General features: G+C 73.1%; 20 protein-coding genes, 1 pseudogene and 1 riboswitch. Of the genes and pseudogenes, 8 read left to right on the top strand and 13 right to left on the bottom strand.

Annotated features, from left to right (window positions below):
* The first annotated feature begins 2 nt into the window (after positions 1-2).
* On the top strand, positions 3-1,262 hold the full coding sequence (locus tag BMX65_RS28055; protein WP_075003152.1) for an alpha/beta hydrolase family protein: 1,260 nt from the start codon (positions 3-5) through the stop codon (positions 1,260-1,262).
* A 62-nt stretch (positions 1,263-1,324) separates the two neighbouring features.
* Here the strand turns inward: BMX65_RS28055 and BMX65_RS28050 are convergent, their stop codons facing one another.
* From BMX65_RS28050 to BMX65_RS28040, 3 genes are all read right to left on the bottom strand, one after another.
* Entirely contained in the window at positions 1,325-3,430 is a 2,106-nt protein-coding gene (locus tag BMX65_RS28050) for a glycosyltransferase family 2 protein (protein ID WP_075003151.1), read from the bottom strand.
* A 233-nt stretch (positions 3,431-3,663) separates the two neighbouring features.
* The gene (locus BMX65_RS28045; RefSeq protein WP_075003150.1) at positions 3,664-4,431 is read right to left on the bottom strand and encodes a LysM peptidoglycan-binding domain-containing protein; all 768 of its coding nucleotides are present in this window, start codon (positions 4,429-4,431) and stop codon (positions 3,664-3,666) included.
* Between the two features lie 4 nt (positions 4,432-4,435).
* Positions 4,436-4,614: riboswitch (cyclic di-AMP (ydaO/yuaA leader) on the bottom strand.
* 533 nt (positions 4,615-5,147) lie between these two features.
* Positions 5,148-5,747, bottom strand: a complete 600-nt coding sequence (locus BMX65_RS28040; protein ID WP_075003149.1) for a helix-turn-helix domain-containing protein — start codon at positions 5,745-5,747, stop codon at positions 5,148-5,150.
* A gap of 170 nt (positions 5,748-5,917) precedes the next feature.
* On the opposite strand from BMX65_RS28040, the gene BMX65_RS28035 reads away from it, so the two are divergent.
* Together BMX65_RS28035 and BMX65_RS28030 are read left to right on the top strand one after the other, a co-directional pair.
* Entirely contained in the window at positions 5,918-6,655 is a 738-nt protein-coding gene (locus tag BMX65_RS28035; protein ID WP_075003148.1) for an ABC transporter ATP-binding protein, read from the top strand.
* On the top strand, positions 6,649-9,129 hold the full coding sequence (locus BMX65_RS28030; RefSeq protein WP_075003147.1) for an FtsX-like permease family protein: 2,481 nt from the start codon (positions 6,649-6,651) through the stop codon (positions 9,127-9,129). Before BMX65_RS28035 ends, BMX65_RS28030 begins: the two co-directional genes overlap by 7 nt.
* A gap of 31 nt (positions 9,130-9,160) precedes the next feature.
* Here the strand turns inward: BMX65_RS28030 and BMX65_RS28025 are convergent, their stop codons facing one another.
* The 3 genes from BMX65_RS28025 to BMX65_RS28015 form a co-directional block, all read right to left on the bottom strand.
* Positions 9,161-10,531, bottom strand: coding sequence for a cytochrome P450 (locus BMX65_RS28025; RefSeq protein WP_075003146.1), 1,371 nt, complete (start codon positions 10,529-10,531; stop codon positions 9,161-9,163).
* 59 nt (positions 10,532-10,590) lie between these two features.
* Complete coding sequence (locus tag BMX65_RS28020) at positions 10,591-11,598, bottom strand: terpene synthase family protein (protein WP_075003145.1); 1,008 nt, start codon at positions 11,596-11,598, stop codon at positions 10,591-10,593.
* A gap of 316 nt (positions 11,599-11,914) precedes the next feature.
* The gene (locus tag BMX65_RS28015; protein ID WP_075003144.1) at positions 11,915-12,742 is read right to left on the bottom strand and encodes a class I SAM-dependent methyltransferase; all 828 of its coding nucleotides are present in this window, start codon (positions 12,740-12,742) and stop codon (positions 11,915-11,917) included.
* Between the two features lie 77 nt (positions 12,743-12,819).
* On the opposite strand from BMX65_RS28015, the gene BMX65_RS28010 reads away from it, so the two are divergent.
* Together BMX65_RS28010 and BMX65_RS28005 are read left to right on the top strand one after the other, a co-directional pair.
* A complete protein-coding gene (locus BMX65_RS28010; protein ID WP_075003143.1) occupies positions 12,820-13,419 on the top strand; it encodes a TetR/AcrR family transcriptional regulator in 600 nt (199 codons plus the stop codon).
* 97 nt (positions 13,420-13,516) lie between these two features.
* Positions 13,517-14,351 (top strand): annotated as a pseudogene (locus BMX65_RS28005) (MOSC domain-containing protein).
* Positions 14,352-14,452: 101 nt separating this feature from the next.
* On the opposite strand, the gene BMX65_RS28000 reads toward BMX65_RS28005, so the two are convergent.
* The 4 genes from BMX65_RS28000 to BMX65_RS27985 all read right to left on the bottom strand — a co-directional run bounded on the left by BMX65_RS28000 (position 14,453) and on the right by BMX65_RS27985 (position 17,407).
* Positions 14,453-15,001 carry a DUF1697 domain-containing protein gene (locus BMX65_RS28000; RefSeq protein WP_177214364.1) on the bottom strand — a complete coding sequence of 183 codons (549 nt, stop codon included), beginning with the start codon at positions 14,999-15,001 and terminating at the stop codon, positions 14,453-14,455.
* Between the two features lie 76 nt (positions 15,002-15,077).
* Positions 15,078-15,557 carry an SGM_3592 family protein gene (locus BMX65_RS34205; protein WP_338068961.1) on the bottom strand — a complete coding sequence of 160 codons (480 nt, stop codon included), beginning with the start codon at positions 15,555-15,557 and terminating at the stop codon, positions 15,078-15,080.
* 106 nt (positions 15,558-15,663) lie between these two features.
* The gene (locus BMX65_RS27990) at positions 15,664-16,785 is read right to left on the bottom strand and encodes a slipin family protein (protein WP_075003141.1); all 1,122 of its coding nucleotides are present in this window, start codon (positions 16,783-16,785) and stop codon (positions 15,664-15,666) included.
* A gap of 217 nt (positions 16,786-17,002) precedes the next feature.
* On the bottom strand, positions 17,003-17,407 hold the full coding sequence (locus BMX65_RS27985) for a DUF5997 family protein (protein ID WP_177214362.1): 405 nt from the start codon (positions 17,405-17,407) through the stop codon (positions 17,003-17,005).
* Between the two features lie 58 nt (positions 17,408-17,465).
* Between BMX65_RS27985 and BMX65_RS27980 the strand changes: the two genes are divergently transcribed.
* The 3 genes from BMX65_RS27980 to BMX65_RS27970 all read left to right on the top strand — a co-directional run bounded on the left by BMX65_RS27980 (position 17,466) and on the right by BMX65_RS27970 (position 19,562).
* On the top strand, positions 17,466-18,227 hold the full coding sequence (locus BMX65_RS27980) for a LysR substrate-binding domain-containing protein (protein WP_075003139.1): 762 nt from the start codon (positions 17,466-17,468) through the stop codon (positions 18,225-18,227).
* Between the two features lie 200 nt (positions 18,228-18,427).
* Positions 18,428-18,811 carry a winged helix-turn-helix transcriptional regulator gene (locus BMX65_RS27975; protein WP_075003138.1) on the top strand — a complete coding sequence of 128 codons (384 nt, stop codon included), beginning with the start codon at positions 18,428-18,430 and terminating at the stop codon, positions 18,809-18,811.
* Between the two features lie 91 nt (positions 18,812-18,902).
* Positions 18,903-19,562: a VOC family protein gene (locus tag BMX65_RS27970; protein WP_075003137.1), complete on the top strand. Its 660-nt coding sequence runs from the start codon at positions 18,903-18,905 to the stop codon at positions 19,560-19,562.
* Positions 19,563-19,863: 301 nt separating this feature from the next.
* Here the strand turns inward: BMX65_RS27970 and BMX65_RS27965 are convergent, their stop codons facing one another.
* From BMX65_RS27965 to BMX65_RS27955, 3 genes are all read right to left on the bottom strand, one after another.
* Positions 19,864-21,117: a glycosyltransferase family 4 protein gene (locus BMX65_RS27965; protein ID WP_075003136.1), complete on the bottom strand. Its 1,254-nt coding sequence runs from the start codon at positions 21,115-21,117 to the stop codon at positions 19,864-19,866.
* Positions 21,118-21,558: 441 nt separating this feature from the next.
* Complete coding sequence (locus BMX65_RS27960) at positions 21,559-22,131, bottom strand: DUF2165 domain-containing protein (RefSeq protein WP_079172121.1); 573 nt, start codon at positions 22,129-22,131, stop codon at positions 21,559-21,561.
* 136 nt (positions 22,132-22,267) lie between these two features.
* Positions 22,268-23,647: an MFS transporter gene (locus tag BMX65_RS27955; protein ID WP_075003134.1), complete on the bottom strand. Its 1,380-nt coding sequence runs from the start codon at positions 23,645-23,647 to the stop codon at positions 22,268-22,270.
* Positions 23,648-23,724 lie beyond the last annotated feature (77 nt).

The raw sequence follows: 23,724 nt of genomic DNA, 5'->3' as shown, positions 1-23,724 counted from the left end.
ACATGATCCGTACACACCGTGCGGCGGCCACCCTGCTGGCCGCCGCTCTGCTCGCCCCCGCGGCCACTGCCTGCGCCCCCGCCGAAGGGGCCCCGGCGGGCGGCGCGCACGCCGGCCGGACGACCGCCGCCGCAGCCGCGAACCGCGCCGACCGGTTGTCCGTCCCCCGGCCCACGGGCCGCTGGGCGGTCGGACGCGACACGCTGCAACTCACCGACGCGGAGCGCCGCGACCCCTGGGTGCCCTCCGCGGGCCCGCGCCGACTGATGGCATCGGTCTTCTACCCGGCCCGGCGCAGCGGCGGCCGCGGTGACAGCGCGCGGTACCTGTCGGCCGAGGAGGCGGAACTACTGCTGAAGGGGCTGAAGCTCGACACGTCCTTCCCCGCGGACCGGCTCGCCTCGGTGCGCACGAACGCCCGCCCGGGGGCCCGACCGGCCCCGGGGAAGCATCCGCTGGTCGTGCTCTCGCCGGGGTTCACGCTGCACCGCGCGACGCTCACCACGCTCGCGGAGGAACTCGCCTCCCAGGGCTTTCTCGTCGCCCTGCTCGACCACGCCTACGAGTCCTTCGGCACGACCTTCACCGGACTGCCCGGCCGCCGCACGCTCACCTGTGTCGCATGCGGGATCGTCGAGGACGCGCCGACCGACGAGGGCGAGAAGAAGCGGCTGGCCCGGGCGGCGCGCGACCGGGCAGCCGACATCTCGTTCGCCGTCGACAGGCTGACCGGTGCGGGGAAGGGAGCGCAGAGCGGCACGGGGCGCAGGGCCGCCCGCTGGGCGGCCCTGATCGATCCTCACCGTATCGGCGCCGCCGGTCACTCACTCGGCGGCAACGCGGCAGCGGTGGCGGCGGGCACCGACCGCCGGATCCGGGCCGCCGCGAACCTGGACGGCACCTTCTTCGAGCCCGTGCCGCGGGCGGGACTGGGCCGGCCGACGCTCATGCTCGGCACCCGGAAGGGCCACACTCCGCACGCGGCCGACCCGACGTGGCCGCGGACCTGGCACCGCCTGCACGGCTGGAAGCGCTGGCTCACAGTGGCCGGTTCCGGGCACTTCACCTTCATCGACCTGCCGATCCTGGGCGGCCAGGCCGGGATCACCGACCCCGAGGCGCCGCTGTCCGGAAAGCGGTCCGGGGAGATCACCACCCGGTATGTGACGGCCTTCTTCGACCGGCAACTGCGCGGGCTCCCGGCCCCGCTGCTGGACGGTCCCTCGCGGAAGAATCCGGAGGTGGACTTCCACACGCCGTAGCCCGGCGGACGGACCGCACGCGGGCGCGCGCGACCGCCCGCGTGCACGCTCGGGCACCGGGGTCAGGCGGCTTCCTGACCGCTCGGGCCCGCTCCTTCGGCCCGGTGCCCGGAGGGCCCGGCCGGAAGCGCCGTCGGCTGCGCGAGCCGGCGGCGCAGTCCGCGGGCGGGGCGCACCCGGTCCACGCGCAGCGTCAGCGGATCGCCGGCCACGGGCTTGGCGTATCTGGGCACGAGACTCCGGCGCCAGCGTGCCCCGCCGCCCGGCAGGACAGGTTGCCGCAGGGGCCGGGTGTGCTGCCAGTTGGCCGCGGCGATCCGCAGCGCGGCGGCCCATCGCCCCGAGGACAGGACGTCCAGGGGCAGTTCCACCGAGAACCGGCCGTCGTCCTCGATCACCAGGGGGAAGTCCGCGGCGCCGCTGCGGGAGGCCAGCTGTACGAGGACGCTGCCCGTCGGAGGGGTGATGAGGTTGGTGGTGCCGTGCAGGCGCAGGACCGGACCGCACCAGACGGGTGCCTCCACATCCAGGCGCAGTTCTGCGCTCAGCCGTGCCGCCGGGACGTGCTCCAGGCGCAGGGTCAGGTTGCCGTAGGCGGTGGCGTACAGCCTGACGGTACGGATGCCGCCCTCGCCGTCGTCGGCCAGGTAGGTGAACGGGCAGCGTCCGGCGTCCTGATCGCGTCGGCTGCCCAGCCGGACAGTTCTGACCAGCCCGTTCACCGTCAGGCTCAGATACAGATCCCAGCAGCCGTCGGCCGGCGGCCCGCCGTCGCCGCCCGGCCCGCCGAGGAGATCCAGGTCCGCCTCGAAGAACTCGCCCGCCAGACGGGTCCGCGCATGGCGTCGCCACGGCTCGTGCCGGTGCTGCAGGAAGACCTCCGCTGTCTGCCGGTCGGCGGGCCCGGCCTGCTCCAGACGTGCGCGTCCGGTCAGCCGCAGCCGGGTGCCGGTGCAGGAGAAGTGGGAGACGTGGTGGTTGAGCGCGAGGCGGTCCGTCACGTCGAAGCACGCGGCCGGACCGTCGGTGCCGTGTTCCCCGTGTTCCCCGTGCTCTCTGTGTTCTCTGTGTTCCTCGTGTTCCCTGCGTCCTTCGCGTTCCCCGCGTCCTGTGAGTTCCCCGGGTTCCCCGCGCGGTGGGTACTGGGCCAGCGCCCTTCCCCGGGAGATGTGGACGCTGAACGGCATGTGCGCATCGGCGGACAGCGTGTGGGAGAGGAGTTCACCGAGATGCCCGTGCCGGGCCAGATGGCAGCGCAGGCGCTGGACGGGGGCCAGCCGGTGCCAGAAGGAGTCGTGTTCGTGCCGGGCCAGAAGCCGCTGCACACGGGCGAACTCATGCTGCTGGACGGCCGGATCCGTCTCCCGGCCGAGGAACCGGAAGACGTCCCGGAGCTCGACGGCGAAGTGCCGCTCCAGCAGGGCGTCGCGCTGCTGCCCGGGTGGAAGTTCGGTGCGCAGCAACTCGCAGACGCGGTGCAGCGCATCGAGGACCGGCTCGGTGCTGCCCGTCGCGGTCAGATGCCGTCCGTCCGGGCGGCGGACCAGGTAGTAGCAGTCGTAGTCGGCGACCACCGAGATGCGGCGGGCCCGCAAGTAGGCGAGTGCGGTGAAGGGCTGGTCCTCGCCGATCCGCAGCCCGGTGTCGAAGCGCAACTGCAGCCGGTCGAGCAGCTCTTTGCGGAAGAGTTTCTGTGCGGAAAGCGCCCAGTAGACGCGGGAGGTGAACAGGTCGGCATCGGCCTGGTTCGCGCGGAACATGGAGCGCGGCACCCGGCGTCCCCGCGAGGCCATTCGGCCGAGTACGACGTCGGATTCGTTCACCTCGGCCGCAGTCGTGAGCCGTTGGAGGGCTTCGGGGGCCAGATAGTCGTCCGCATCGAGAAAGAAGACGTACCGACCGCTCGCGAGGTCCAGACCGAGATTACGTGGACCCGAAGGGCTTCCGGAGTTCTCCTGATGGATCACCCGCAGAAGGGTCGGATGCTCTGCGGCCAGCCGGTCCAGAACGGCGGAGGTGCCGTCGGTCGAGCCGTCGTCCACGACAATCATCTCGGTAGGGCCGGGGCCGAAAGACTGGTGTGCGACCGATTCGACACAGCGCTCGATACAGGGCAGTGCATTGTAAGCGGGCGTTATCACGCTCACAAGATTTCTGTTCTCGCTCATGGCTCGACGGTGGCCATTCGGGCGTACCCGCGCCAGAGGAAAGCGGCGTTCGGGTGAATGCCGCCCGCGACGCGGCGGGCGGGAGACGGAGGGTGCGCGTCATGGTGCGCACGGCGACCGGAGCGGGGGCGGGGGAGAGCGCTCCCGCCGGTGGCCCGCCGGACGGTGATGCCGAGACGGCGACTGCCCGCCACCGCGAGGGTGGCGGGCAGTCGCCGCGTGGGTGCTTCGGCTCAGTAGGGGCCGTTCACGTTGTCGATCGAGCCGTAGCGGTTGGCTGCGTAGTTGCAGGCCGCGACGATGTTGGCGACCGGGTCCCGCTGGTCGTAGGCGGTGCCCTCGACGTGGAAGGAGTCGAAGGTCGGCTTGATCACCTGGAGCAGGCCGATGGAGGGCGTGCCGTTCTGGGCGTTGATGTCCCAGTTGTTGATGGCGTTGGGGTCGCCACCGGACTCCCGGATGATGTTGCGGTGGATGCCGTTGTAGGTGCCGGGGATGCCGTGCTGCTTCATGATGGCCAGCGCCTCGTTGATCCAGCCGTCCAGGTCGGTCGACTGGGTCTTGTGCACGCCGCCGGTGCGCTCGGCCGAGCTGCGGTCGGCGCGCTCGGGCGTTGCGTCGCTGTTCTCGGCGGGCTTCGAGGCGGTGTCCAGCGTCAGCTTCTGGCCGGGCAGGATCAGGTCCGGGTCGCCGCCGACGGTCTTCTTGTTGGCCTCGTAGAGGGTGTTCCAGCCGCCCTCGATGTCGTGGTCCAGGGCGATCCGGTACAGGGTGTCGCCGCTGACGACGGTGTAGGAGCTGGGCTCCTGCTCGGTCTTCACCTGCGCGGCGGCGCCGGACCGTGCGGACTGCGCCTGCTCCTGCACCTGTGCCGGGGCGGCCTGCGCGCTGCCGGCGACCAGCAGGGGGGCGGCGATGCCCGCACCGCCGGCGGCGAGGGCGACCGAGAGCCGGAGGCGGCGGGCGCTGAACGGATTACGGGCGTGAAGGCCACGAGACATGGGGGTGTCCTCTCCTAGCGCCTGCGAGGTGAGCTGTCGGATTCGGGCTGGAGTTGCCCGGCCATATCCGCTGTGTGTGGGGGCACAGCGGCCATGACTTCACCCCTAGCCGGGCCGCGAAGTGCGGCACGGCACATAAGTGGGTCCCCCGCTCCTGCCGCGCGGTACTGGTGCGAATTTCCTAGCCGGGCGGCAGGATTCGGCGCCCCGGCAGCGGAACTCCGGCCGTTCACGGAGGCCGGAGCGAGGACACAGAAACACAATGGATTGCCCGGATCAAGGCGCTCGATTCCCGCACAGGGCAGCAGCGGAAAATGATCTAGCAATTCTTCAACGCTGTGCTGTGGATCATTTTCTGTGCGTAAAAAGCCGAACCTGCCTGTGTTTCGAAAAGCTTTTGTGGAGGGGCTTTCTGATGGGGCGCCAGAAGATCTTGCTGATTTTCCGGTCCGGCCGGTGTGTTTCCCGACACAGCGTACGACCTGGAAGGGCAAGTCTTGTATATCCGGACATTGCTGGTGAATACCGCAGAATGCGGCCGGTTGCCGGATCCCGTGCGGGCGCCGAGATGCCGCACAGGTGAATTCTACTAAGCGCGATCGTACCTCGCCCCGGCGCGTGGGTGGAGTCAGGGCCGGGGCGGCCGGGGTGCGCGGTCGGGCGGTGCGCGACCGCGCACCCCGGTGAGAGTCTCCGCGGGTGTCGCGGTGGCCGTGTCAGTCCCGGGGGTCGTCGAGCGGGATCCCGAACCAGCGGACCGCAACGGGCCGGGTGTCCGGTCCGGCTTCGGTGCGGTGGCGCCGGAAGCGCTGCAGCAGTTCCAGGTAGGCGTCGTGGAACTCCCGCAGTTCCTCCTGTGTGAGGTGGAGGGTGCTGCGGGAGCCGGGCGCCCACTCGTCCTCCTCGGCCGGCCGGTCCGCATGCCGCCGGACCAGGTCGATGTCCTCCTGCAGATGCGCCCGGTCCAGCTCCTCGACTGCGACCCGCTCCGCGGCCGACAGGTCCGACCGGGGCGGGCGCCGCACCTCCGTGCCACGCACTCCGCGCCACCAGCGCTCGCGCCCGTTCGTCGTGTGGTGGGGGTCGTCCTCGACGAGTCCGGCCCGCTCCAGTTGGCGCAGGTGGTAGCTGAGCGTCCCGGTGTTCTGGTCGAGGACCGCGGCGAGTGCGGTGGCGGTCGCCGGGCCTGCGGTGGCCAGTCTGCGCAGGATCCTGAGGCGCAGCGGATGTGCCAGCGCCTTCAGGGTCGCGGGGTCGCTGACAGTGCGCTGCCCCTGGTGGGGAGCGGTGCGGTCCTGGTGTGGCGACTCGGTCATGCTTCGAGTCTATCGCAGAGAAATCTCTGCAGAGCTTTCTCTGCAGAGATTTCTCTGTAATGCTCGTGGCGGCCCGGGCACTCGCACCCGGTCCCGCCGCTCCGGCGCGACGGGACCGCTCCCGCGCGCCGCTTCCGCGCCGACCACTTCCCACACGTCAGGACAGACACATGGCCGATGAAGCCGTCCGCATGCGGCACGTCACCCGCCGCTACGGCACCGGTACCGCAGCCGTCACCGCGCTCGACGACGTCACCCTCGACTTCGGTCACGGCACGTTCACCGCCGTCATGGGCCCCTCGGGCTCCGGCAAGTCGACTCTGCTGCAGTGCGCCTCAGGGCTGGACCGCCCCACCTCGGGGTCGGTCGCGGTGGGGGGAACCGAGCTGACCGGGCTGGACGAGACCCGGCTGACGCTGCTGCGCCGCGACCGCATCGGATTCGTCTTCCAGGCGTTCAACCTGCTCCCGTCCCTGACCGCCGAGCAGAACGTGGGCCTGCCGCTGCGCCTCGCGGGCCACCGGCCGCCGCCCGCCCGCGTCGCGGAAGCGCTGCGGCAGGTCGGACTCGGGTCGCGGGCCCGGCACCGGCCCGCGGAGCTGTCCGGCGGTCAGCAGCAGCGGGTCGCCCTGGCCCGCGCCCTGATCACCCGCCCCCAGGTGCTCTTCGGCGACGAGCCCACCGGCGCGCTCGACTCGGTGACCAGCCGCGAGGTCCTCACCCTGCTGCGCGACATGGTCCACCAGGAGGGGCGGACGACCGTCATGGTCACCCACGACCCGGTCGCCGCCGGCTACGCGGACCGCGTGGTCTTCCTCGTCGACGGGCGCCTCGACGGGGAACTGGTCGGTGCGTCCTCGCCGCAGATCGCCGCGCACATGGCGAAGCTGGAGGCCCTCCCGTGCTGAGGATCGCCCTGGCCACCCTGCGCACCCGCCGGACCGGCTTCGCCGGCAGCTTCGTCGCGCTCGCCCTCGGGGCGGGACTGCTGACCGTCATGGGACTCGCGCTGGCCTCGTCGCTCCAGGCGCCGGAGCGGAAGCCCGAGCGGTTCGCCGCGGCACCCGTCCTCGTCAAGGGCGCGGACACCCTCCGCGTCGCCACTCCGGCCGGCGACCGGGTGCGGAAGCTGGCCCGGCCCCGCGCCGTGCCGGACGAGACGAAGGCCCGGCTCAGGAAGCTGGGGAGGGTCGTGGAGGACCGCGCCTTCGGAGTCCGGGTCCACGGCGGTCCCCAGGATCTGGTGGGCCACCCCTGGTCGACCGCCGCGTTCGCTCCCTACCGCCTCACGGAGGGCCGCGCGCCCCGGGCCGGTGACGAGGTGGCCGTCAGCGACGGCTGGTCCGCGGACGGCGGGCCGGTACGGCCGGGGGAGCGCCTGCGCACCGCGCGCGGGACCGTGCGCGTCGTCGGAGTCGTCGGCGGGCTGGGATTCGAGGACGCCGTCTTCTACACCGACCGGCGCGCCGCGCAGCTCTCGCCCGAGAGCCGCCAACTGGTGGTCGGCACCGACGATGCGGCCGCCGTGCGGGCGGTGGTGCACGACGGCAGCACCGGCGCGCGCGTCCTGACCGGCGACGCGCGCAGGCTCGCGGACGCCGACCCCGACCGGGACAGCGAGGCCCTGACCGCGATGAACGCCATGTTCGGCACCGCCGGCGGAGTCTCCGCCTTCGTCTCGGTGTTCGTGGTGGCCGCCACCTTCGCGTTCGCGGTGGCCCAGCGGCGCCGCGAGTTCGGACTGCTGCGGATGGCCGGCGCCACCCCCGCCCAGGTGCGCCGCACGGTCCTGTCCGAGGCCCTCGTCGTCGGCGCCCTCGCCTCGGCGACCGGCTGTGTGCTGGGCGCGCAGGGGGCGCCGGCGCTCGCCGCGTGGGCGGTCGACCAGGAGCTGGCACCGCGCTGGTTCCGGATCGGCGACCACCTGTGGCCGTACCACCTGGCCTTCTGGACCGGGCTGCTGGTGGCCCTGGCCGGTGCGGTGGCGGCCTCCTGGCGGGCCGGGCGCACCGCTCCCGCCGAGGCGCTGCGGGAATCCACCGCGGACAGCCGCGCCCTGCCGTGGAGCCGCCGGCTGTGCGCCGGTGCTCTGCTGCTCGCCGCGGCGGTCACCCTGGTCGCGTCGCTGGTGACCGATCCGGGCGACCTGCTGCACCGCAAGACGTACGTGACCCGCCCCATGCTGCTGATCACCGGCGTGGCGCTGCTGGCCCCGCTGCTGGTGGGCCCGCTGGTCCGGCTGGTCGCCTGGCTTCCGGCCCGGCTTCCGGGCGCGGCGGGGATGCTGCTGCGGCAGAACGCCCTCACCGGGCGCAGCCGCACTGCGGCGGTCGCCGCCCCCGTGCTGATCACGGTGGCCCTGACCGGTTCCCTGCTCGGCGCCACCGCGACGCTGAACGACGCCCAGGCCACGGAGATGCGCACCGGCACCGCGGCCGACTTCGTCCTCACCCCCACCGGTCCGGAAGGCTTCGCGGAGGCGACACTGCGGCGGCTGCGGCAGCTCCCCGGCACCGACGTCTCCGCGACCTCCTCCAGTGCCGTCTACACGCTGGAGGACGGAGCCGCGCTGATCGAGTCGCCCGCCCGTGCTGCGGACCCCGCCCGGCTCCGGGCCACCGCCCGGCCGCCGCTCGTCGCCGGGAGCCTGAGCGACCTCGACGACGACTCGATCGTGGTCAACGAGGAGTGGGAGCAGCACACCGTGGGCCGGCGCGTGCAGGTCTGGCTCGGGGACGGCACCAGGAAGTCGCTGCGGATCGCCGCGGTCATGGCCGTGGGGACCGGCGGCAACGGCGTCTATGTCACCCCGCGCAACGCACCGGGAGCGCCCGTCGACCGGGTGGACGTGCGGCTGCGGGACGGAGCCGACGCCGACGCCGCGTCCGCCGCGCTGCGGAAGGCCGTGCCCGGTCCGGACGGCCGGGTCCGCACCGAGGAGGAGTGGATACGCGACCAACGGCCCGAGGCCGCACGCACGACGCGCGCGGGTCTGTTCCTCGTGCTGGGCATCGCACTGCTCTACACGGGGATCGCGCTGGCCAACATCATGGTCATGTCGACTGCGGACCGGGTGCGCGAGCTGGCTCTGCTGCGGCTGACCGGCGCCACCCGGCGGCAGGTGCTGCGAACGGTCGCCGCCGAGGCCCTGCTGGTGGTCGCGGTCGGCGGCCTGCTGGGCACCGCCGTCGCCGGACTCCACCTCGCCGGCATGTGGTGCGCCCTGGGCCTGCTCTCGGTATGGACGCCGATCCACCTCCCCTGGGCGGAGCTCGGCGTGGTCCTGGCCGCCTGCGCGGCGGTGGCGGTGCTCTGCGCCGCGGTCCCCGCCGCGCTGTCGCTGCGCCGCCGGGCCGTCGAACTCGCGGGCGTCCGGGAGTAGTACCGGCGCACCCACCTCCGGCCGCCGCGGCTCACCCGTCCGCGCACGGGGTCCGCAGCCGGGTGCGCATGCGCAGACCGCGCGGGTTCAAGATCCCGCCCGGCGCTGGTCGCACTCTGGTGCCGGGAACCGGCAGCAGGCGCCAGCGCCGGGCGAACGTCGCCAGCGCGAGAACGCTCTCCGTCATGCCGAAGGTGTCACCCATGCACTTCCGCGGGCCGCCGCCGAACGGGATCAGCGCCTCCCGGCGCATGCTTCGGGCGCGCTCCGGCTCCCAGCGGTCGGGGTCGAAGCAGTCCGGATCCTGGTGGAGGCCCGGCATGCGGTGGAGGAGGAAGGGGCTGTAGACGACGGCGGTCCCGGTGGGAAGCCGACAGCCGCCCAGCACCGTGTCGGTGGTGACCCGGCGGGTGAGCAGCCACACCGGCGGATACAGCCGGAGCGTCTCGGTGACGACGCGCTTCGTGAAGGCCAGCCGGGGGAGATCCTCGTATGTCGCCGGGACATCCCTCAGCACGCTGTCGACCTCCGCGTGCAACCGCTCCTCGACTCCGGGGTGGCCTCCGAGCAGGTGGAACGACCAGGCCAGGGTCGCCGCGACCGTCTCGATCCCGGCGATGAAGAACGCCGTCACCTGGTCGGTGACCTCGTCGTGCGACAGATGGTCACCGCTGGTGGCCTCCTCCGCCGACCCGTGCGGGCCCACCAGCATGGAAAGCAGGTCTCCGCGGTCCTCCCGGTGCCGACGGCAGTCCGCCACGAACCGGCCGACGGTGTGGCGCAGACGCCCCCGCGCCCGCAGGTATCTGCGGTTTCCGGGCGTGGGGAGGCGGTCGAGGAAGCGGGGCAGCAGCGTGCGCCGGTACAGGCTCCGCGAGAGTGTGTCGAAGTCCTCGGCCAGCTCGGTGGGCGGCACGTCGAGGGAGCGGTCGCCGAACATGGTCGCCGTCGTGACCGATGCCGTGAGGTCTTGCATCTCCGCCAGGACGTCGACCACCCGGCCGTCCTGCCACCGGTGCGCCACCCGGCCGATCCGGTGGGCCATGGTGACGGAGTAGGCAGGCAGCCGCCCGGGGTGGAAAGCCGGTTGCGTCAGCCTCCGTTGCCTGCGGTGCGTGCTGTGCGGACAGGTCAGGATGCCGCTGCCGAGCGCCTCCCGGCCCCGGTCGAACAGCGGGCCTCCTTTGTCGAAGACACGGTCGTCGACGAGGACGCGGCGGGTCAGTTCGGGGTCGCAGACCACCAGGGCCCGGAAAGGGCCGAGGCGGACCTGGACGAGAGGGCCCCGGGAGGGCAGCGACTCCAGAAACCGTCCGGGGGCGCGCAGCAGCGGAACGGCGTGGCCGAGCAGTGGCAGCGCCCCCGGTGCCGAGGGCGGGGCCGGGACGTGGGTATCCGGCATGCGAGGTCCCTTCTGGTTGCCGGCAGGGGCGGTACGGCGGGAGCCGCGGACGAGAGGGGTCACCCGATGCCGATCAGGCTCTCCGCGTATCCGGGCCGGTCGGGATCGGGGGTGCCGCCGGGCGTGTACCGGACGGTGCGCATCATCCAGTCGTTGTGTCCGCGCAGCCAGTCCTCCAGGCCCTTCGCATACCGCAGCACGGCGCTCCGCTCCGCATCGTCGAGCCCCAGCGCTTCGCAGAGCCGGGGAAGCTCGCTGCGCACCCGCAGGAAGCGGTCGACGGAGCGGTCGACCATCGCCCGGGCCCTGCGGACCGCCTCATCGAGCGTGCACGCGTGGGCGTCCTGCAGCGCCACCAGGATGTTGTAGACGTCGCCGCGCGCTGTCTCCTTCTCGTAGGAGTACACGTCGTTGGCGATGAAGGGTACGTCCACGGCGGTTCGCCGCATCAGCCGGAGCTGCGGGCTGTGGAAGGCCGTACGGGGGACTTCGATCCTGTTGAGGCGCTCGACCATGCCCACGACGGACTCCGTGGCAGCCGAACCGCGGCGGATCTCCAGGCAGTCGTCCATGTCCGGCACCTGGCGGGTGGACCTGTGCCAGGACTCGTACGGGTAGGAGGCGAAGTACCGCTCCCAGTCGCAGGCGGCGCGGGCGATCCAGGCCGACGACATCCCGCTTCTGCAGCGGGCCCACAGATCGGCGAAGGCGCGGGCAGCGGCCGAGCGGGGGGTCGTGTCCGCGTCCTGGTGTGCGATCCCGATCAGTTCGTGGCACACCTCCGCGACCGCAGGCGGGTCGCTCCCCTGCGGCCCGTCGAACTGGTCGTCGAACAGGAAATAGAAGCTCTTCAGATCCACCGTGAGCGAGAGGTCGGCGGCATCGGCCTCCGGCCAGCAGCGCGCCGCGAGGTCGGCGAGGTCCCAGGACAGGTACAGGTCCACCGCCTGCTGACCGGTGACCATGCCATGCCGGCGCAGCCAGTCGAGGTTCTTGCGCTGCGCATGGCTGTAGTGCGGGTTGTAGCGGGGCGGGAAGGGGATGGTGAACGTCACGTTCCGCGGCATGTTTCTCTCCTGGGCTCCAGAGGAGGTGCGGTTCCCCTGCGCATGTTCTGCACCGCCGCCCGCCGCGGGATCCGGGTGAAGGCGCCCTGGGCGGCGCCCCTGCGGTTCCCGGTGTCGGCGTGGGGCGTTCGGCACGGGTGCGGTGCTCATGGCGGGCCGCTTCTTCTCCAGGCAACCGTGTCCTGCCGCTCGGGAGGAAGGGCGTGCAGGCCGCGGAAGCGTGCACGCGTTGAAAGCGCGGGGCCGGAGTGCGAGCCGGGCCGTGGGTGTATGGCCGCGGGCAGGGGTGCCCGCGGCGGACGGTCCCGTCGGCGGGTCAGCGGGTGCCGGTCCGCTGCGCGGTGACGGCCACGGTGGCGTAGTGCATCGTGAAGCTGCCTCCTGCCGCGTCGATGGCGGCGCCGATGCCGGCCAGCACTTCCTCCAGCGCCGCCCGCGGGGTCCGGGTGAAGGCGCCCTGGGTGGGGAGTCGGTCCAGCCACTCGCCGCGGGTGTGGACCCGTTCCCAGTCGAACCGCCACTGCTCGGCCTCGGTGAACCCGGCCACCTCCCGGATCCCGTCGGCCGCCTCGGTGCCCAGCGCCGTGTACCCGGCCACGGCCGACTCCGTCGGCGGACGGGCGGCGAGCGAGCCCGGCAGCACCCGGTGGTGGACCTCGGCGAAGGCATCCGCCACTTGGGGGGCCGGCCGGCCGGCGTTCCAGAAGAGGGCCAGCCGCCCGCCGGGACGCAGGACCTGTGCGGCCTTGACGGCTCCTGCGACCGGGTCCACCCAGTGCCAGGCCTGCCCGGAGACGAGGGCGTCGAAGGTGCGGCCCGCCGGCTCCCAGGTCTCGAAAGCCGCCACCTCGGTGTCGATTCCATGCCGCCGCGCCAGGGCAGCCATCCGGTCGTCGGCGTCCACCCCCAGCACCCGGCATCCGGCCGCTGCGAACTGCCGGGCCGCGATGCCGGTGCCGCAGCCCACGTCCAGGACCTCACGGCCGGGGGCGGCGGCGACGATCCGCTCCACCAGCGCCCGGGGGTAGCCGGGACGGGCCCGGTCGTAGCGTTCCGCGTCCGTGCCGAACGACTCGGCCAGTTCCCGGACTTCATGTGGTGCCGGTGCGGAGCGGGCAGCGCGCTCCGGCGGTAGAGTGGGCATGTGCCCACTCTGAGTGGGCACATGCCCACTCGTCAATCCCGGCGGGTCGGGGGACCGGGAAGACGAGGAGACGCACGGTGCCCACCGGAGTCGCCTTCCGCGACGTACGCGGCCAACTGCTCGACGCCGCCGAGCGTGTCCTGCTCCGGGACGGACCGAGCGCGCTCACCAGCCGCGCGGTCACCACCGAGGCGGACTGCGCCAAGGGCGTCCTGCACCGGCACTTCGCCGAGTTCGACGCCTTCCTCGCCGAACTCGTGCTGGACCGCGTCGCCCGTGTCGAGGACCGGGCCGCCGCCTTGCGCGCGTCCGCCGGAAGCGGCACTGTCGCCCGCAACCTCACCCGGGAGCTGCTGGAGGTCTTCGACCCGGTCGCGGTGGCCGTCGTCGGCCTGGTCACCTCGCGGGACGGTCTGCGCGCCCGACTGCGCGAGGCCAGAGCCGCAGGACTGCCGATCCTGACCGACGCGGCCACCGCGCTGGCCGGCTACCTCGCGGCCGAGCGCGAACTCGGCCGCCTGAGTGCGGACGCCGACATCGACACCCTGGCCCCCACCCTCGTCGGAGCCGCCCACATGCTGTTCGCCGACCGGCGGGGAACCCCGCCGGAAGCCGAGGACGTCCGCAGGATCGTCACCACGGTCGTCGCCGGTGTCGCGCAGGAACCACCGCGTTGAACACCCCGCGGCAGGCGCCATCCGACGGCACGGCCACCGCCGGGCACCGCAGGACCGAAACCGACCCGCCCGACTCCCGGAACGGACGCCCCGAATCATGAGCACGCCTCACGTGGCCTCGCTGTCGTACTTTCCCGTCAAAGGCGCCGCCGGTACGCATCCCGACGAGGCGGCGCTCACCCCGGCCGGACTCGCACACGACCGCAGCTTCATGGTGACCAGCAGGGACGGGGTCTTCCGCACCCAGCGCCGCCACCCCCGTCTGGCTCTCGTACGACCCGCCGTCAGCCCCGGCGGCGAACTCCTCACCCTCCGGGCCGACGGCCTGCCGCCCCTCGGCGTCCCCGTCGACACCACCGGCCCCCGCCGCCCGGTGGACCTCTTCGGGCAGCCCTTCCACGGCATCGACCAGGGGGGAGGACGCTGCCCAGTGGCTGTCCGAGATGCTGCGCGCCCCGAGCCGCCTGGTCCGGGTGCCGCCGGAGCACGCCCGGGTCACCGACGGCCGCACCGCCGGCACCTCCGGATACGCCGACAGTTGCGCGCTGCACGTCCTCTCCCGCGCCACGCTCGCCCTCCTCGACAGGAAGCTCGCCGAGAACGGTGCCCCCGCCGTGCCGGAGGACCGCTTCCGGGCCAACCTGGTCATCGACGGCTGGGACGAACCGCACACCGAGGACCGCGCCCACCGCCTCACCGTCGCCGACGCCGCGCTCGGCTACGCCAAACCCGCCACCCGCTGCGCCGTCGTCATGGTCGACCAGCACGGCGGCCGACGGGACGGGCCGGAGCCGCTGCGCACCCTGGCCGCCTACCGGCGGGCCGCCGGGAGGCCGGTGGCGTTCGGGGTGAAGTACGCGGTGCTGCACCCCGGCCGGATACGGGTCGGTGACGAGGTGCACGTCACGGCCTGGGGGGAGAGCGACGTCTGACGCGCTGTGCCCGCCGTGCGGGCCGCGGCCCGGCCGTGTCCCCGCGATCAGGACGACCGGTCACCCTCCGGCGTACTTCGGCCGCGCACCGGTTCCGGGGGTCAGTCGCGGGTCAGCTCGACGAGTGCTGTCACGGTGTTCCAGTTGCGGGACGTCGCGTCGACACCGCCGAGCACTCCGGGGCGGTGCAGGGCGGGGGAGAGCCGGGAGGTGCCCAGGCCGCCGGGCGTGTACAGGTACAGCGCCCGGTCCCCCGCGCGTACCTCCTCGGGGAGGTAGGCCGCGGCGTCGAGCGAGGCCAGCCGTTCGGCGGGGACGGAACGGGAGCAGAAGACGACATGCAGCTCCTTGCCACCGACACCGTGGGCGGGGTCGGTGGGGAAGGGGCAGGCGTCGCGTACGTCCCGCAGATACTCCGCACCGCGCACCATGCAGGCGACGTGGAAGCCGAAGCGCTGTTCGAGCGCCTCCTCCAGTTCGGCCGCGAGCGCGTCCTCGTCGGACGTGTCACTGCTGAAGACCGCGTTGCCGCTGTTGAGGTGGGTGCGTACCGCAGCGTGTCCCAGACCGCCGAGCAGCTCCCGCAGTTCGGCCATCGGGACCTTCCGGTTGCCGCCCACATTGATCCCCCGCAGGAGAGCGGCGTACATCGTTCGCACGACTCCACCCTATAGCGGCCGTCGGTCCCGCGCCGGGCGCTGTCGCCCCGCTCGGCGCCCGGCCGGTTCAGTCCTCGCGCCGTCGTCTCCAGGGCCAGCGACGCCGCCCGCGGCGCCGTTCGCGGCCGCTGCGCCGGGACCGGCTCCAGAACCAGCCGGCGGGCGGCTCGTCGGAGCGCCACGGTTCCCGCTCGGGGTATCCCTCCCGGTCCCATCGGGCCGCCAGCTCCCGGGTCCGTGCCGCCGGCTCGGTCACGTCCGCCGCACGGATGAAAGCCTCGCCGAACTCGACCGACTCGACCTCCTCGTTCGTGAGTTCGGTACGGCCGAGCCCCTCGGGCTGCTCGGATTCCCCGGCCTCTTCGTCGGCCTCTTCGTCGGCCCCGTACTGTTCGGGCCTCTCGGACGGCTCGGGCTCCTGGGATTCCTGGGACGGATGCGGGGCGTCGGCGCGGGGATCCGCCTCGTCCCCGGCCCGGTTCCGGGGGTCGGGCCCGCCGCCGTGGTCACCCTCCGGTTCCCCGGCCCGGCTGCCGCCGTTGCTCATGGCCTATGCGCCTCCTCATCTTCCCAGGCTACGAGGGATGCGCTCGGTGGCCTTCCGTGCCCGGTGAGAAACCGGTGAGAATGCGCGAGCGGATTCCGGGCGCCCCTCAGGTCCGGTTGCCGGTGCGGCGCCTGCGGCGGTGCCCGGTGTGCGCGGTCTCCTCCGGCCTCCCGCCCGAAGGCGCCGACTCGGCCGTGGGCAACCCGGTCACCTGCAGTTCCGGCAGGACCATGGCCGGGTCCCGGAGGGGAGCGGCGGGGTCCGGCGGCAGTGCGCCGGTGAATGCTTCGGGCTCGTCCTCGACCGCGGAGCGGGCCGCCCGGGCCGCGGACCGGAACGTCGGGGCGACATCCCCGTCCGGCCGGTCTCGCGCCTCTGCTGCTGTCGCGCTGCGCGCCGGTCCGCCGCCCACCGCCACCGGCGCCTCGTCCGCTGTGGTGCCCGGGGCCGACGAAGCCTCGTCGGACTCCGGCTGCGCCCGCTCCAGGAAGCGCAGCAGCTCGACGGGGAAGGGCAGCACGAGTGTGGAGTTCTTCTCGGCGGCGACCGCCGTGATGGTCTGGAGCAGCCGCAGTTGCAGCGCCGAGGGCTGCCCGGACATCTGCTGTGCGGCTTCCGCCAGCCGCTTGGACGCCTGGAGCTCCGCGTCCGCGTTGATGATCCGTGCCCGCCGCTCCCGATGGGCCTCGGCCTGGCGTGCCATGGACCGCTTCATGGTGTCGGGCAGCGACACGTCCTTGATCTCCACCCGGTCGATCTGCACACCCCAGTCGACCGCGGGGCTGTCGATCATCAGCTCCAGGCCCTGGTTGAGCTTCTCCCGGTTGGAGAGCAGATCGTCCAGATCACTCTTCCCGATGATCGACCGCAGCGAGGTCTGGGCCATCTGGGAGACCGCGAACTGGTAGTCCTCCACCCGGATGACCGCGTCCGCCGGCTTCACGACCTTGAAGTAGACCACTGCGTCCACCCGCACGGTCACGTTGTCGCGGGTGATGCCCTCCTGCGCGGGGACCGGCATGGTGATGATCTGCATGCTCACCTTGCGCAGCCGGTCGACGACGGGAACGATCAAGGTCAGTCCGGGGCCGCGGATGTCCTTGTGCAGGCGGCCGAGACGCAGCACGACGCCACGTTCGTACTGTTTGATGATGCGAACCGCTGACAGCACACCCATCGCTGCTAGCAGTGCTACGACGACGATGACAGTTGTCACTGTTTCCGACATATCCGCACCTACGTCCAGAACGGCTGATACCAGCGTAGATCCGGTCGGGGTGCGTAGGCGAGCCCTGCGGGACGGGGCTGTGAGCAGGGACGATCCCGCAGGGCCGGCAGTGTGCAGCCGGCCGGCGGACACGGTGCGACAGATGCGGTGACCGTGCGCGCCGGGAGCGGATCACCGCCCCCGGCGCAGATCCGCGGTGCCCGGCGCGAGGGCGCGGTCAGCGGCGCGGGGCGTCCGTCTCCGCGTCGCGTCCGGCCTTCTTCGCCTTGAGCCGGGCCGCCTCCTTGCGCACCTCGGCCTGAGTGGCGCGCTCCTTCTGCAGCCACTCGGGGTTCTCCGCCTTGAGCGCCTCGATCCGCTCGGTGGTCAGGGCCTCGGTGACGCCTCCGCGCGCGAGACCGGAGATGGAGACCCCCAGCTTCGCCGCGACCACGGGCCGCGGGTGCGGGCCGTTGCGCCGCAGGTCCAGGAGCCACTGGGGCGGCTCGGCCTGCAGAGCGTTCAGCTCGTCGCGCGAGACCACGCCCTCCTGGAACTCGGCGGGGGTGGCTTCGAGGTACACACCCAGCTTCTTCGCCGCGGTCGCGGGCTTCATGGTCTGGGTGGTCTTGTGCGACGTCATGCGGTCCAGGGTATCGATCACCTCCGGTGCACTCGACCGCGCCCGGTAACCTGGCGACGTGACAGGCTCGGAAACCCCACCGTCGTTCCGCCTCGCGTACGTCCCCGGCGTGACACCCGCGAAATGGGTGCGGATCTGGGGAGAGCGGCTGCCGGACATCCCGCTGCACCTCGTCTCCGCGACCGCCGCCGACGCCCCCGGCCTGCTGGCGGACGGCGCCGCGGACGCGGGTTTCGTGCGGCTGCCCGTCGACCGCTCCCGCTTCAGCGCGATCCCGCTGTACACCGAGACGACGGTGGTCGTCGTCCCCACGGACCACCTGGTGACCGCGGCGGACGAGGTGACCCTCGACGAACTGGCCGACGAGATCGTGCTGCACCCCTTGGACGAGGTCCTGGCCTGGGAGCAGCGGCCCGGGCAGCCCGCCCTGGAGCGTCCGGCCACCACCGCCGACGCCGTCGAACTGGTCGCCGCCGGGGTGGGGCTCCTGATCGTCCCCCAGTCCCTCGCCCGGCTGCACCACCGCCGGGACCTCACCTACCGACCCGTCACGGACGCGCCCGTCTCGCAGGTCGCGCTCTCCTGGCCGGAAGAGCGCACCACCGACATGGTCGAGGACTTCATCGGCATCGTGCGCGGCCGCACCCCCAACAGCACCCGGGGCCGCAAGGCGCCCGAGCCGCAGCCCGGGCAGCGGCGCACGGAGCAGTCCGCCCCCCGCCGCAAGCCCGCTCCCGGCAAGCAGACCGGCAGGAATCCGCGGAGCGGCGCCGGACGGGCCAAGGGCACCAGGCGCGGCGGGCCCCGCCGCCGCTCCTGACCCGCTCGCCGTGCGGGGCGGCGGCGGTGGAGAAGGCGGGGCGCCGTGGCGCCGCGGACTCGCGGGGCCGAGGCGGACCGGGCGCCCCGGGACGCTGCGGATGTCCCCGGCCGCGCCGTGCGCCGTGGCGGATACCGGCCAGCCGTAGGAGAGTGGCGGCGGACCTGGAAGAACGTACGACTCGGCGGGGGAAGAACCTGATGGCGACCAAGCAGCGACTCGAGGGCCTGCCCGAGGACGCCGACCTGAGGCGCGCCGACTCCCTGGCGCGGGAGATCTTCTCCGACATCGCCAACAAGTGGGCGCTCCTGATCGTCGAGGCACTCGGCGAGCGCACCCTGCGCTTCAGCGAACTGCGCAAGGAGGTCGAGGGAGTGAGTCAGAAGATGCTCACCCAGAACCTGCGCAGACTGGAGCGGGACGGCCTGGTCGACCGCACGGTGTATCCGACCGTGCCGCCGCGGGTCGAGTACACCCTGACCGAACCGGGCCGGGCCCTGCGCGGCACGGTCGACGCGATGTGCGGCTGGACCCAGCGGCACCTGGCGCACATCGAGGAGGCGCGCCGCCGCTTCGACGCCTGAGAGCCGCTCCGGGGCGCGCGTCCGGAGCACGCCCCCAAGCGGTCAGGAATCGAGAAGCCCCGCCCGTGGGGTTCCTCCTAGCGTGAGGTCCATGGCAATCACCGCTTCCACCGCAGCCGACGTCTCTCTCGCCTCGGTCACCCTCGAGGTGGCCGACCCCGACTCCGCCCGCCGCTTCTACACCGCCTTCGGGGTGGAGTCGCGCATCCGCCTGCGGCGCTCCGCGGGGCACTCCAGCGGGTTCCGCGGCTTCACCCTGGCGCTCACGGTCTCCCGTCCGGCCACCGTCGACAGCTTCCTCGCCGCCGCCGCGGACGCCGGTGCCGCCGTGCTCAAGCCCGCGGCGAAGTCGCTGTGGGGCTACGGAGGCGTCGTCCAGGCGCCGGACGGGACGATCTGGAAGGTCGCGACCTCCGCGAAGAAGGACACCGGCCCGGCCACTCGCGAGATCGACGAGATGGTCCTCCTCCTGGGCGTCCAGGACGTGAAGGCCACCAAGCAGTTCTACGTCGGCCGGGGACTGGCCGTGGCCAAGAGTTTCGGCGGCAAGTACGCCGAGTTCGCCTGCGGCGCGTCCAGTCCCGTCAAGCTGGCGCTGTACAAGCGCCCCGGCCTGGCCAAGGACCTCGGCGTCCCCGCCGACGGCACCGGATCGCACCGCATCGTCCTCGGCGGCACGGCGGACTCCTTCACCGACCCGGACGGATTCGTCTGGGAGGCCGCCGGGCCGGCCACCTCCGAGGAGTCCTGACCCCCGGACCGGCGGACACCCGTGGACTCCGGCACGCGTGCCCGCCCGCAGCACCCGGCGGGCGCGCGGAATCCGCCCCCCGCGGACCCGTGGAATCGTCCCCCTGCGGACTCGCGGAATCCGCACCCCGCAGGCCGCGGAGACCGCCGTACCGAGCGGCAGCCGGTGCCCCGGCCGCCGCTTCGCCCTGCCGGGAGCCCTGCCGAGAGCCCTGCCGGGAACCCCGCCGGGAGCCCCGCCGGGCCCCGGAGCACCGCCGGCCGGCCCTGCTCCGCCCCTGCGGGGTGCCGGGCCCGCCGGGTCACCTCCGGGCTGCCCTGAGGGCGTATCCGGCTCCCGAGCGGGCTGCCTCCCGAGCCGTGTACGCCCCGCCGAGCAGGCTGCCGCGGGCTCGGTGCAGCGTGCCCGACCGGCGGTTCACCAGCGGGGTCAGCAGGTCCTCGTACCGGGCGGCCAGGTGCGCCGGGTCGAACCGGGCCGATGCGGTGAGCGCGGCCCGCCCCATACGTGTGCGCAGACCCTCGTCGTTGATCAGCCGCAACAGGGCACCGGAGATCGCGCCCACATCACCTGTGGGCACCAGGAGCCCGTCCTCGCCGTGCCGGATGATCTCCCCGGGTCCGTGCGGGCAGTCGGTGGCCACGACCGGAAGCCCGCACCGCATCGCCTCGACGATGGTCATCCCGAACGATTCGAGGCTCGAGGTGACGGCGCAGACAGCGCCTTTCACCCACTCGGCCTCGATGGGGTTGGCCGAGCCCATCAGGAAGACGTGGTTGTAGAGGCCGAGTTCGTCGATGAGCTTGCGCAGCTTGTCGTGCTCCCGGCCGTGGCCGTAGATGCGCAGACCCCAGTCGGGGCGTTCCCGGGCGACCTCGGCGAAGGCGCGTATGAGCACGTCGTAGCGCTTGGCTGGGGCCAGCCGCCCCGCGGCCACGACCCACTTGCCGCTGCCGTCCGTCGGACTGACCTGCGGCTGGGGCACGCTGTTGGGGAGCCCTTCGACGCGCACGCCGGGCAGGCACAGCGTGCTGCGGTAGTCGCGCGCGTCGGCTTCGGTCACCGTGGTGACCGCGTCCAGCCGGGGATAGGTGCGGCGCAGCAGGCGCTTGAGCCGCACGGAGTGCGTGGCGAGGGTGAGGTGCTCCTGCCCCAGCCGTACCGGGCCGCGTCGCGTCTGCCGGGCCACGTGCACGTTGAGTCCGGGCCGGGTGCCGATCACGACGTCCGCCTCGGTGTTTCTGAGGTAGGCGCCGATCCGGCGGTCCGTCAGCGCGCTGTGCCGCGAGTACTGGCCGTCGGCCGCGGGGAAGACCTGGGCAGGACGGGCGTGTTCGGGATCGTCGCCCTCGTAGGTCGGCCGGTTCCGGCGCATGTCGACCAGCGAACTCAGCCGTACGCGCTCGCCCGGTTCGAAGAACAGTCTGTCCCGGTACCGGAAGACCGACACGACCTCCACGTCGTGCTGCTCGGACAGCGCCTCCGCCAGGTTGAAGGTGGTGCGGACCGTCCCGCCCATCCCGTACGCGCTGAAGATCAGAAACGAGATGTGCATGGGTCCTCATATCCGGTGCTGTGGGTCGGGACGGTCGGCTGAAAGGTGGGCCGGCAGCCTGCTGCTGCGGGTGGTGCGCAGGTGCCCGGCGCGGCGGAGCGCCGGCATCGGACCGCAGCGCGGAGACGGCACCGGCGCGGCAGCCGGGCCGGCCCCGACGGTTCCCGCGACCGGCCGGCGGGCCGCGTGGAGCGGAGCGTGTCGGGCGGAGCGGACGACGATGCGGGAGCGGAGCGCGTCCGTCCCTCTGCTGCGGTGTTCTGCACGTGACGTTCGATGGCGGCTCCGCGCGGAAAGTTCACGGCGAGCGCCGGGTTTCTGGCTCGGCGGGCGTCCGAGGAACCGCGGCGTGCCGTGTCCGGTGTCCGGCCGACGGGTGGAACGGAGCGGGCCGGGGAGGGGACGTGCCCCCACCCCGGCCCGCTCCGGTTGCTGCTCCGGTCAGTCCGTGCCGCAGCCCGCCGGGTCCGGGTGCTCCCGCGCGGAGTGCACGGTCAGCAGCGCGAGCCCGCTCAGCAGCACGACGCGGGTGGCCGCATCCAGCCCGTTCCACTTCTCCGACTGCCACATGGCGAACCACTCCCCGCCGAGTGAGAGGAACCCCGCACCGAACAGGACGAGGAGCATCAACAGGCCCGCGCTGGACAGCGAACGGGCACGGCGCCGGTTCCCGCGCGGCAGCCACAGCCCGGTTGCCGCGATCAGCAGCAGCGCTGCGGCCGACTCCCACACGACGATCGCGACGTAGGCCGCGTCCTGCCACCCGCGTGAAGTGACCGCGCGCCACATCATGTCCTCGTCCCGGAAGGTGGTGTCCATCGCCAGCACATGCCGGACGAACTCCCGGTTCGTGTCGAAGTCGGTGATGTTCCCGAACGCCACCAAGGCGATGTACAGGGCCACGACGCCGGTCAGCACGGCGGCCGCCGCCTCGCGTACGTCAGCGGAGCGGCGGGCCGCGGCTGCCGCCGGTGCGTTGCGCGGGCGGCGGGGACGATCCGATGAGGCACTCATGATCCGACTATGGGCCGGAGAGCCCGGGTGTTGAAGACCGCCTCCCCCCGCACGCACGGACCGCCCGCGAGGCCCACTGGGGAATCGACGGCCGCACGGTGGCCCGCCCCCTCTCTCCCTCCCCGCGCGCGACCGGTCACCGACGCTGTACGCCGCCGAACCAGGCAGCCGCCCCGGCACACACCACCGCCGCCACGGCGAACGCCCAGGGGGCCGAACCGGTGCCCGCCGCGAGAGGCGCGCCCATGGCAGCGATGCCGAGGCTCGCACCCGTCTGCCGGGCCGCGTTGAGGATGCCTCCCACGGAACCGCCCGCGCCCGGCGGTGCGGCACCGGCCACGGCCGTGACCAGCGCGGGCAGCGCGAACGACACACCGAGCCCGGTCAGCAGCAGCCCCGCGGCCAGCCAGCCGTACGGTGCCCGGGCCCACGTGGCCACTGCGAGCACGGCGCCCCCGGCGGCGAGCAGCACGAGCCCGCCGAGCACCGGCGGCCGCGGACCCCTCCTGGCCACGATCCGGCCGGTCAGCGGCGGGTTCACGGCGAACGGGACCGTCAGCGGCAGAAAGGCGAGCCCCGTCTCCAGCGCCGACATGCCGCGGTCGGTGAGGAGGAGGGGCAGCACGAAGAGGCTGCCCGCCAAGGCGAAGTTGACCGCCGCCCCTGCGGCCAGACCGGCCCGCGCGGCTCCGGCGCCCAGCAGTGCCCGGTTCAGCACGGGTGCCGTGCTGCGCCGCTCCAGCCGCGCGAAGGCCGCACCGGTGACGGCGGCGCCGCCCAGCGCCGCGGCGGTGTGCGGCCAGGCTGCCGCACCGGCGGCGATGAGCCCGTCGGTGACCAGTGCCAGACAGGCGCACGCCGCCAACTGGGCCGGCCAGTCCAACTGCCGGTCTCCCCGCGGGCAGTGCAGGCTCCGGGTGGCCGTCAGCGCCAGCACCGCCGCACCGAGCGGGACGTTGATCAGGAAGACGGCCCGCCAACCGGCGGCGCCGACCAGTGCGCCGCCCGCCAGCGGTCCGGTGGCCACCGCGGCGCCGCTGATCGCCGCCCAGGCCGCGACGGCCCGCGCGTGCTGGCTCCGGTCCGGGTAGAGGCGGCCGATCAGCGCCAGCGACGAGGGCACGCAGGCGGCGGCCGCGGCACCCAGCAGCGCGCGCATCCCGATCAGGGCACCGACGGTGGGGGCGAGGGCGCACAGTGCCGAACCCACCGCGAACAGGGCCGCACCGGTGCGGAAGACCCGGTGCGCGCCGAGCCGGTCGGCCAGTGCCCCGGCCGACAGCAGCAGCGCGGCGAAGACCACCGTGTAGCTGTTGGCCGCCCATTGGAGACCGGCCACCGAGGTGTGCAGGGAGGCTGCCAGGTCCGGCTCGGCGACCGACAGCACGGTGGTGTCGAGCAGGACCATGAAGTAGCCGAGCGAGATTCCCGCCAGTACGGTTCCCCGGCGCCGCCGGACCGCGGGGCGCGGCCGGCCGGCCGTGCCCGGCGGCGGAAGGTGTTTGTCGAGCGTCATGCCGGGCACTGTGCGCCCACCGCGCTCCGCGCTCCACCGGCCCGGCCGTACACTCCGTTCGGGAAATCCGCACGGCC

The organism is Streptomyces qinglanensis, from assembly GCF_900111245.1.
GTDB classification, from domain to species: domain Bacteria; phylum Actinomycetota; class Actinomycetes; order Streptomycetales; family Streptomycetaceae; genus Streptomyces; species Streptomyces qinglanensis.
This window is presented reverse-complemented; position numbering and strand designations above follow the sequence as displayed.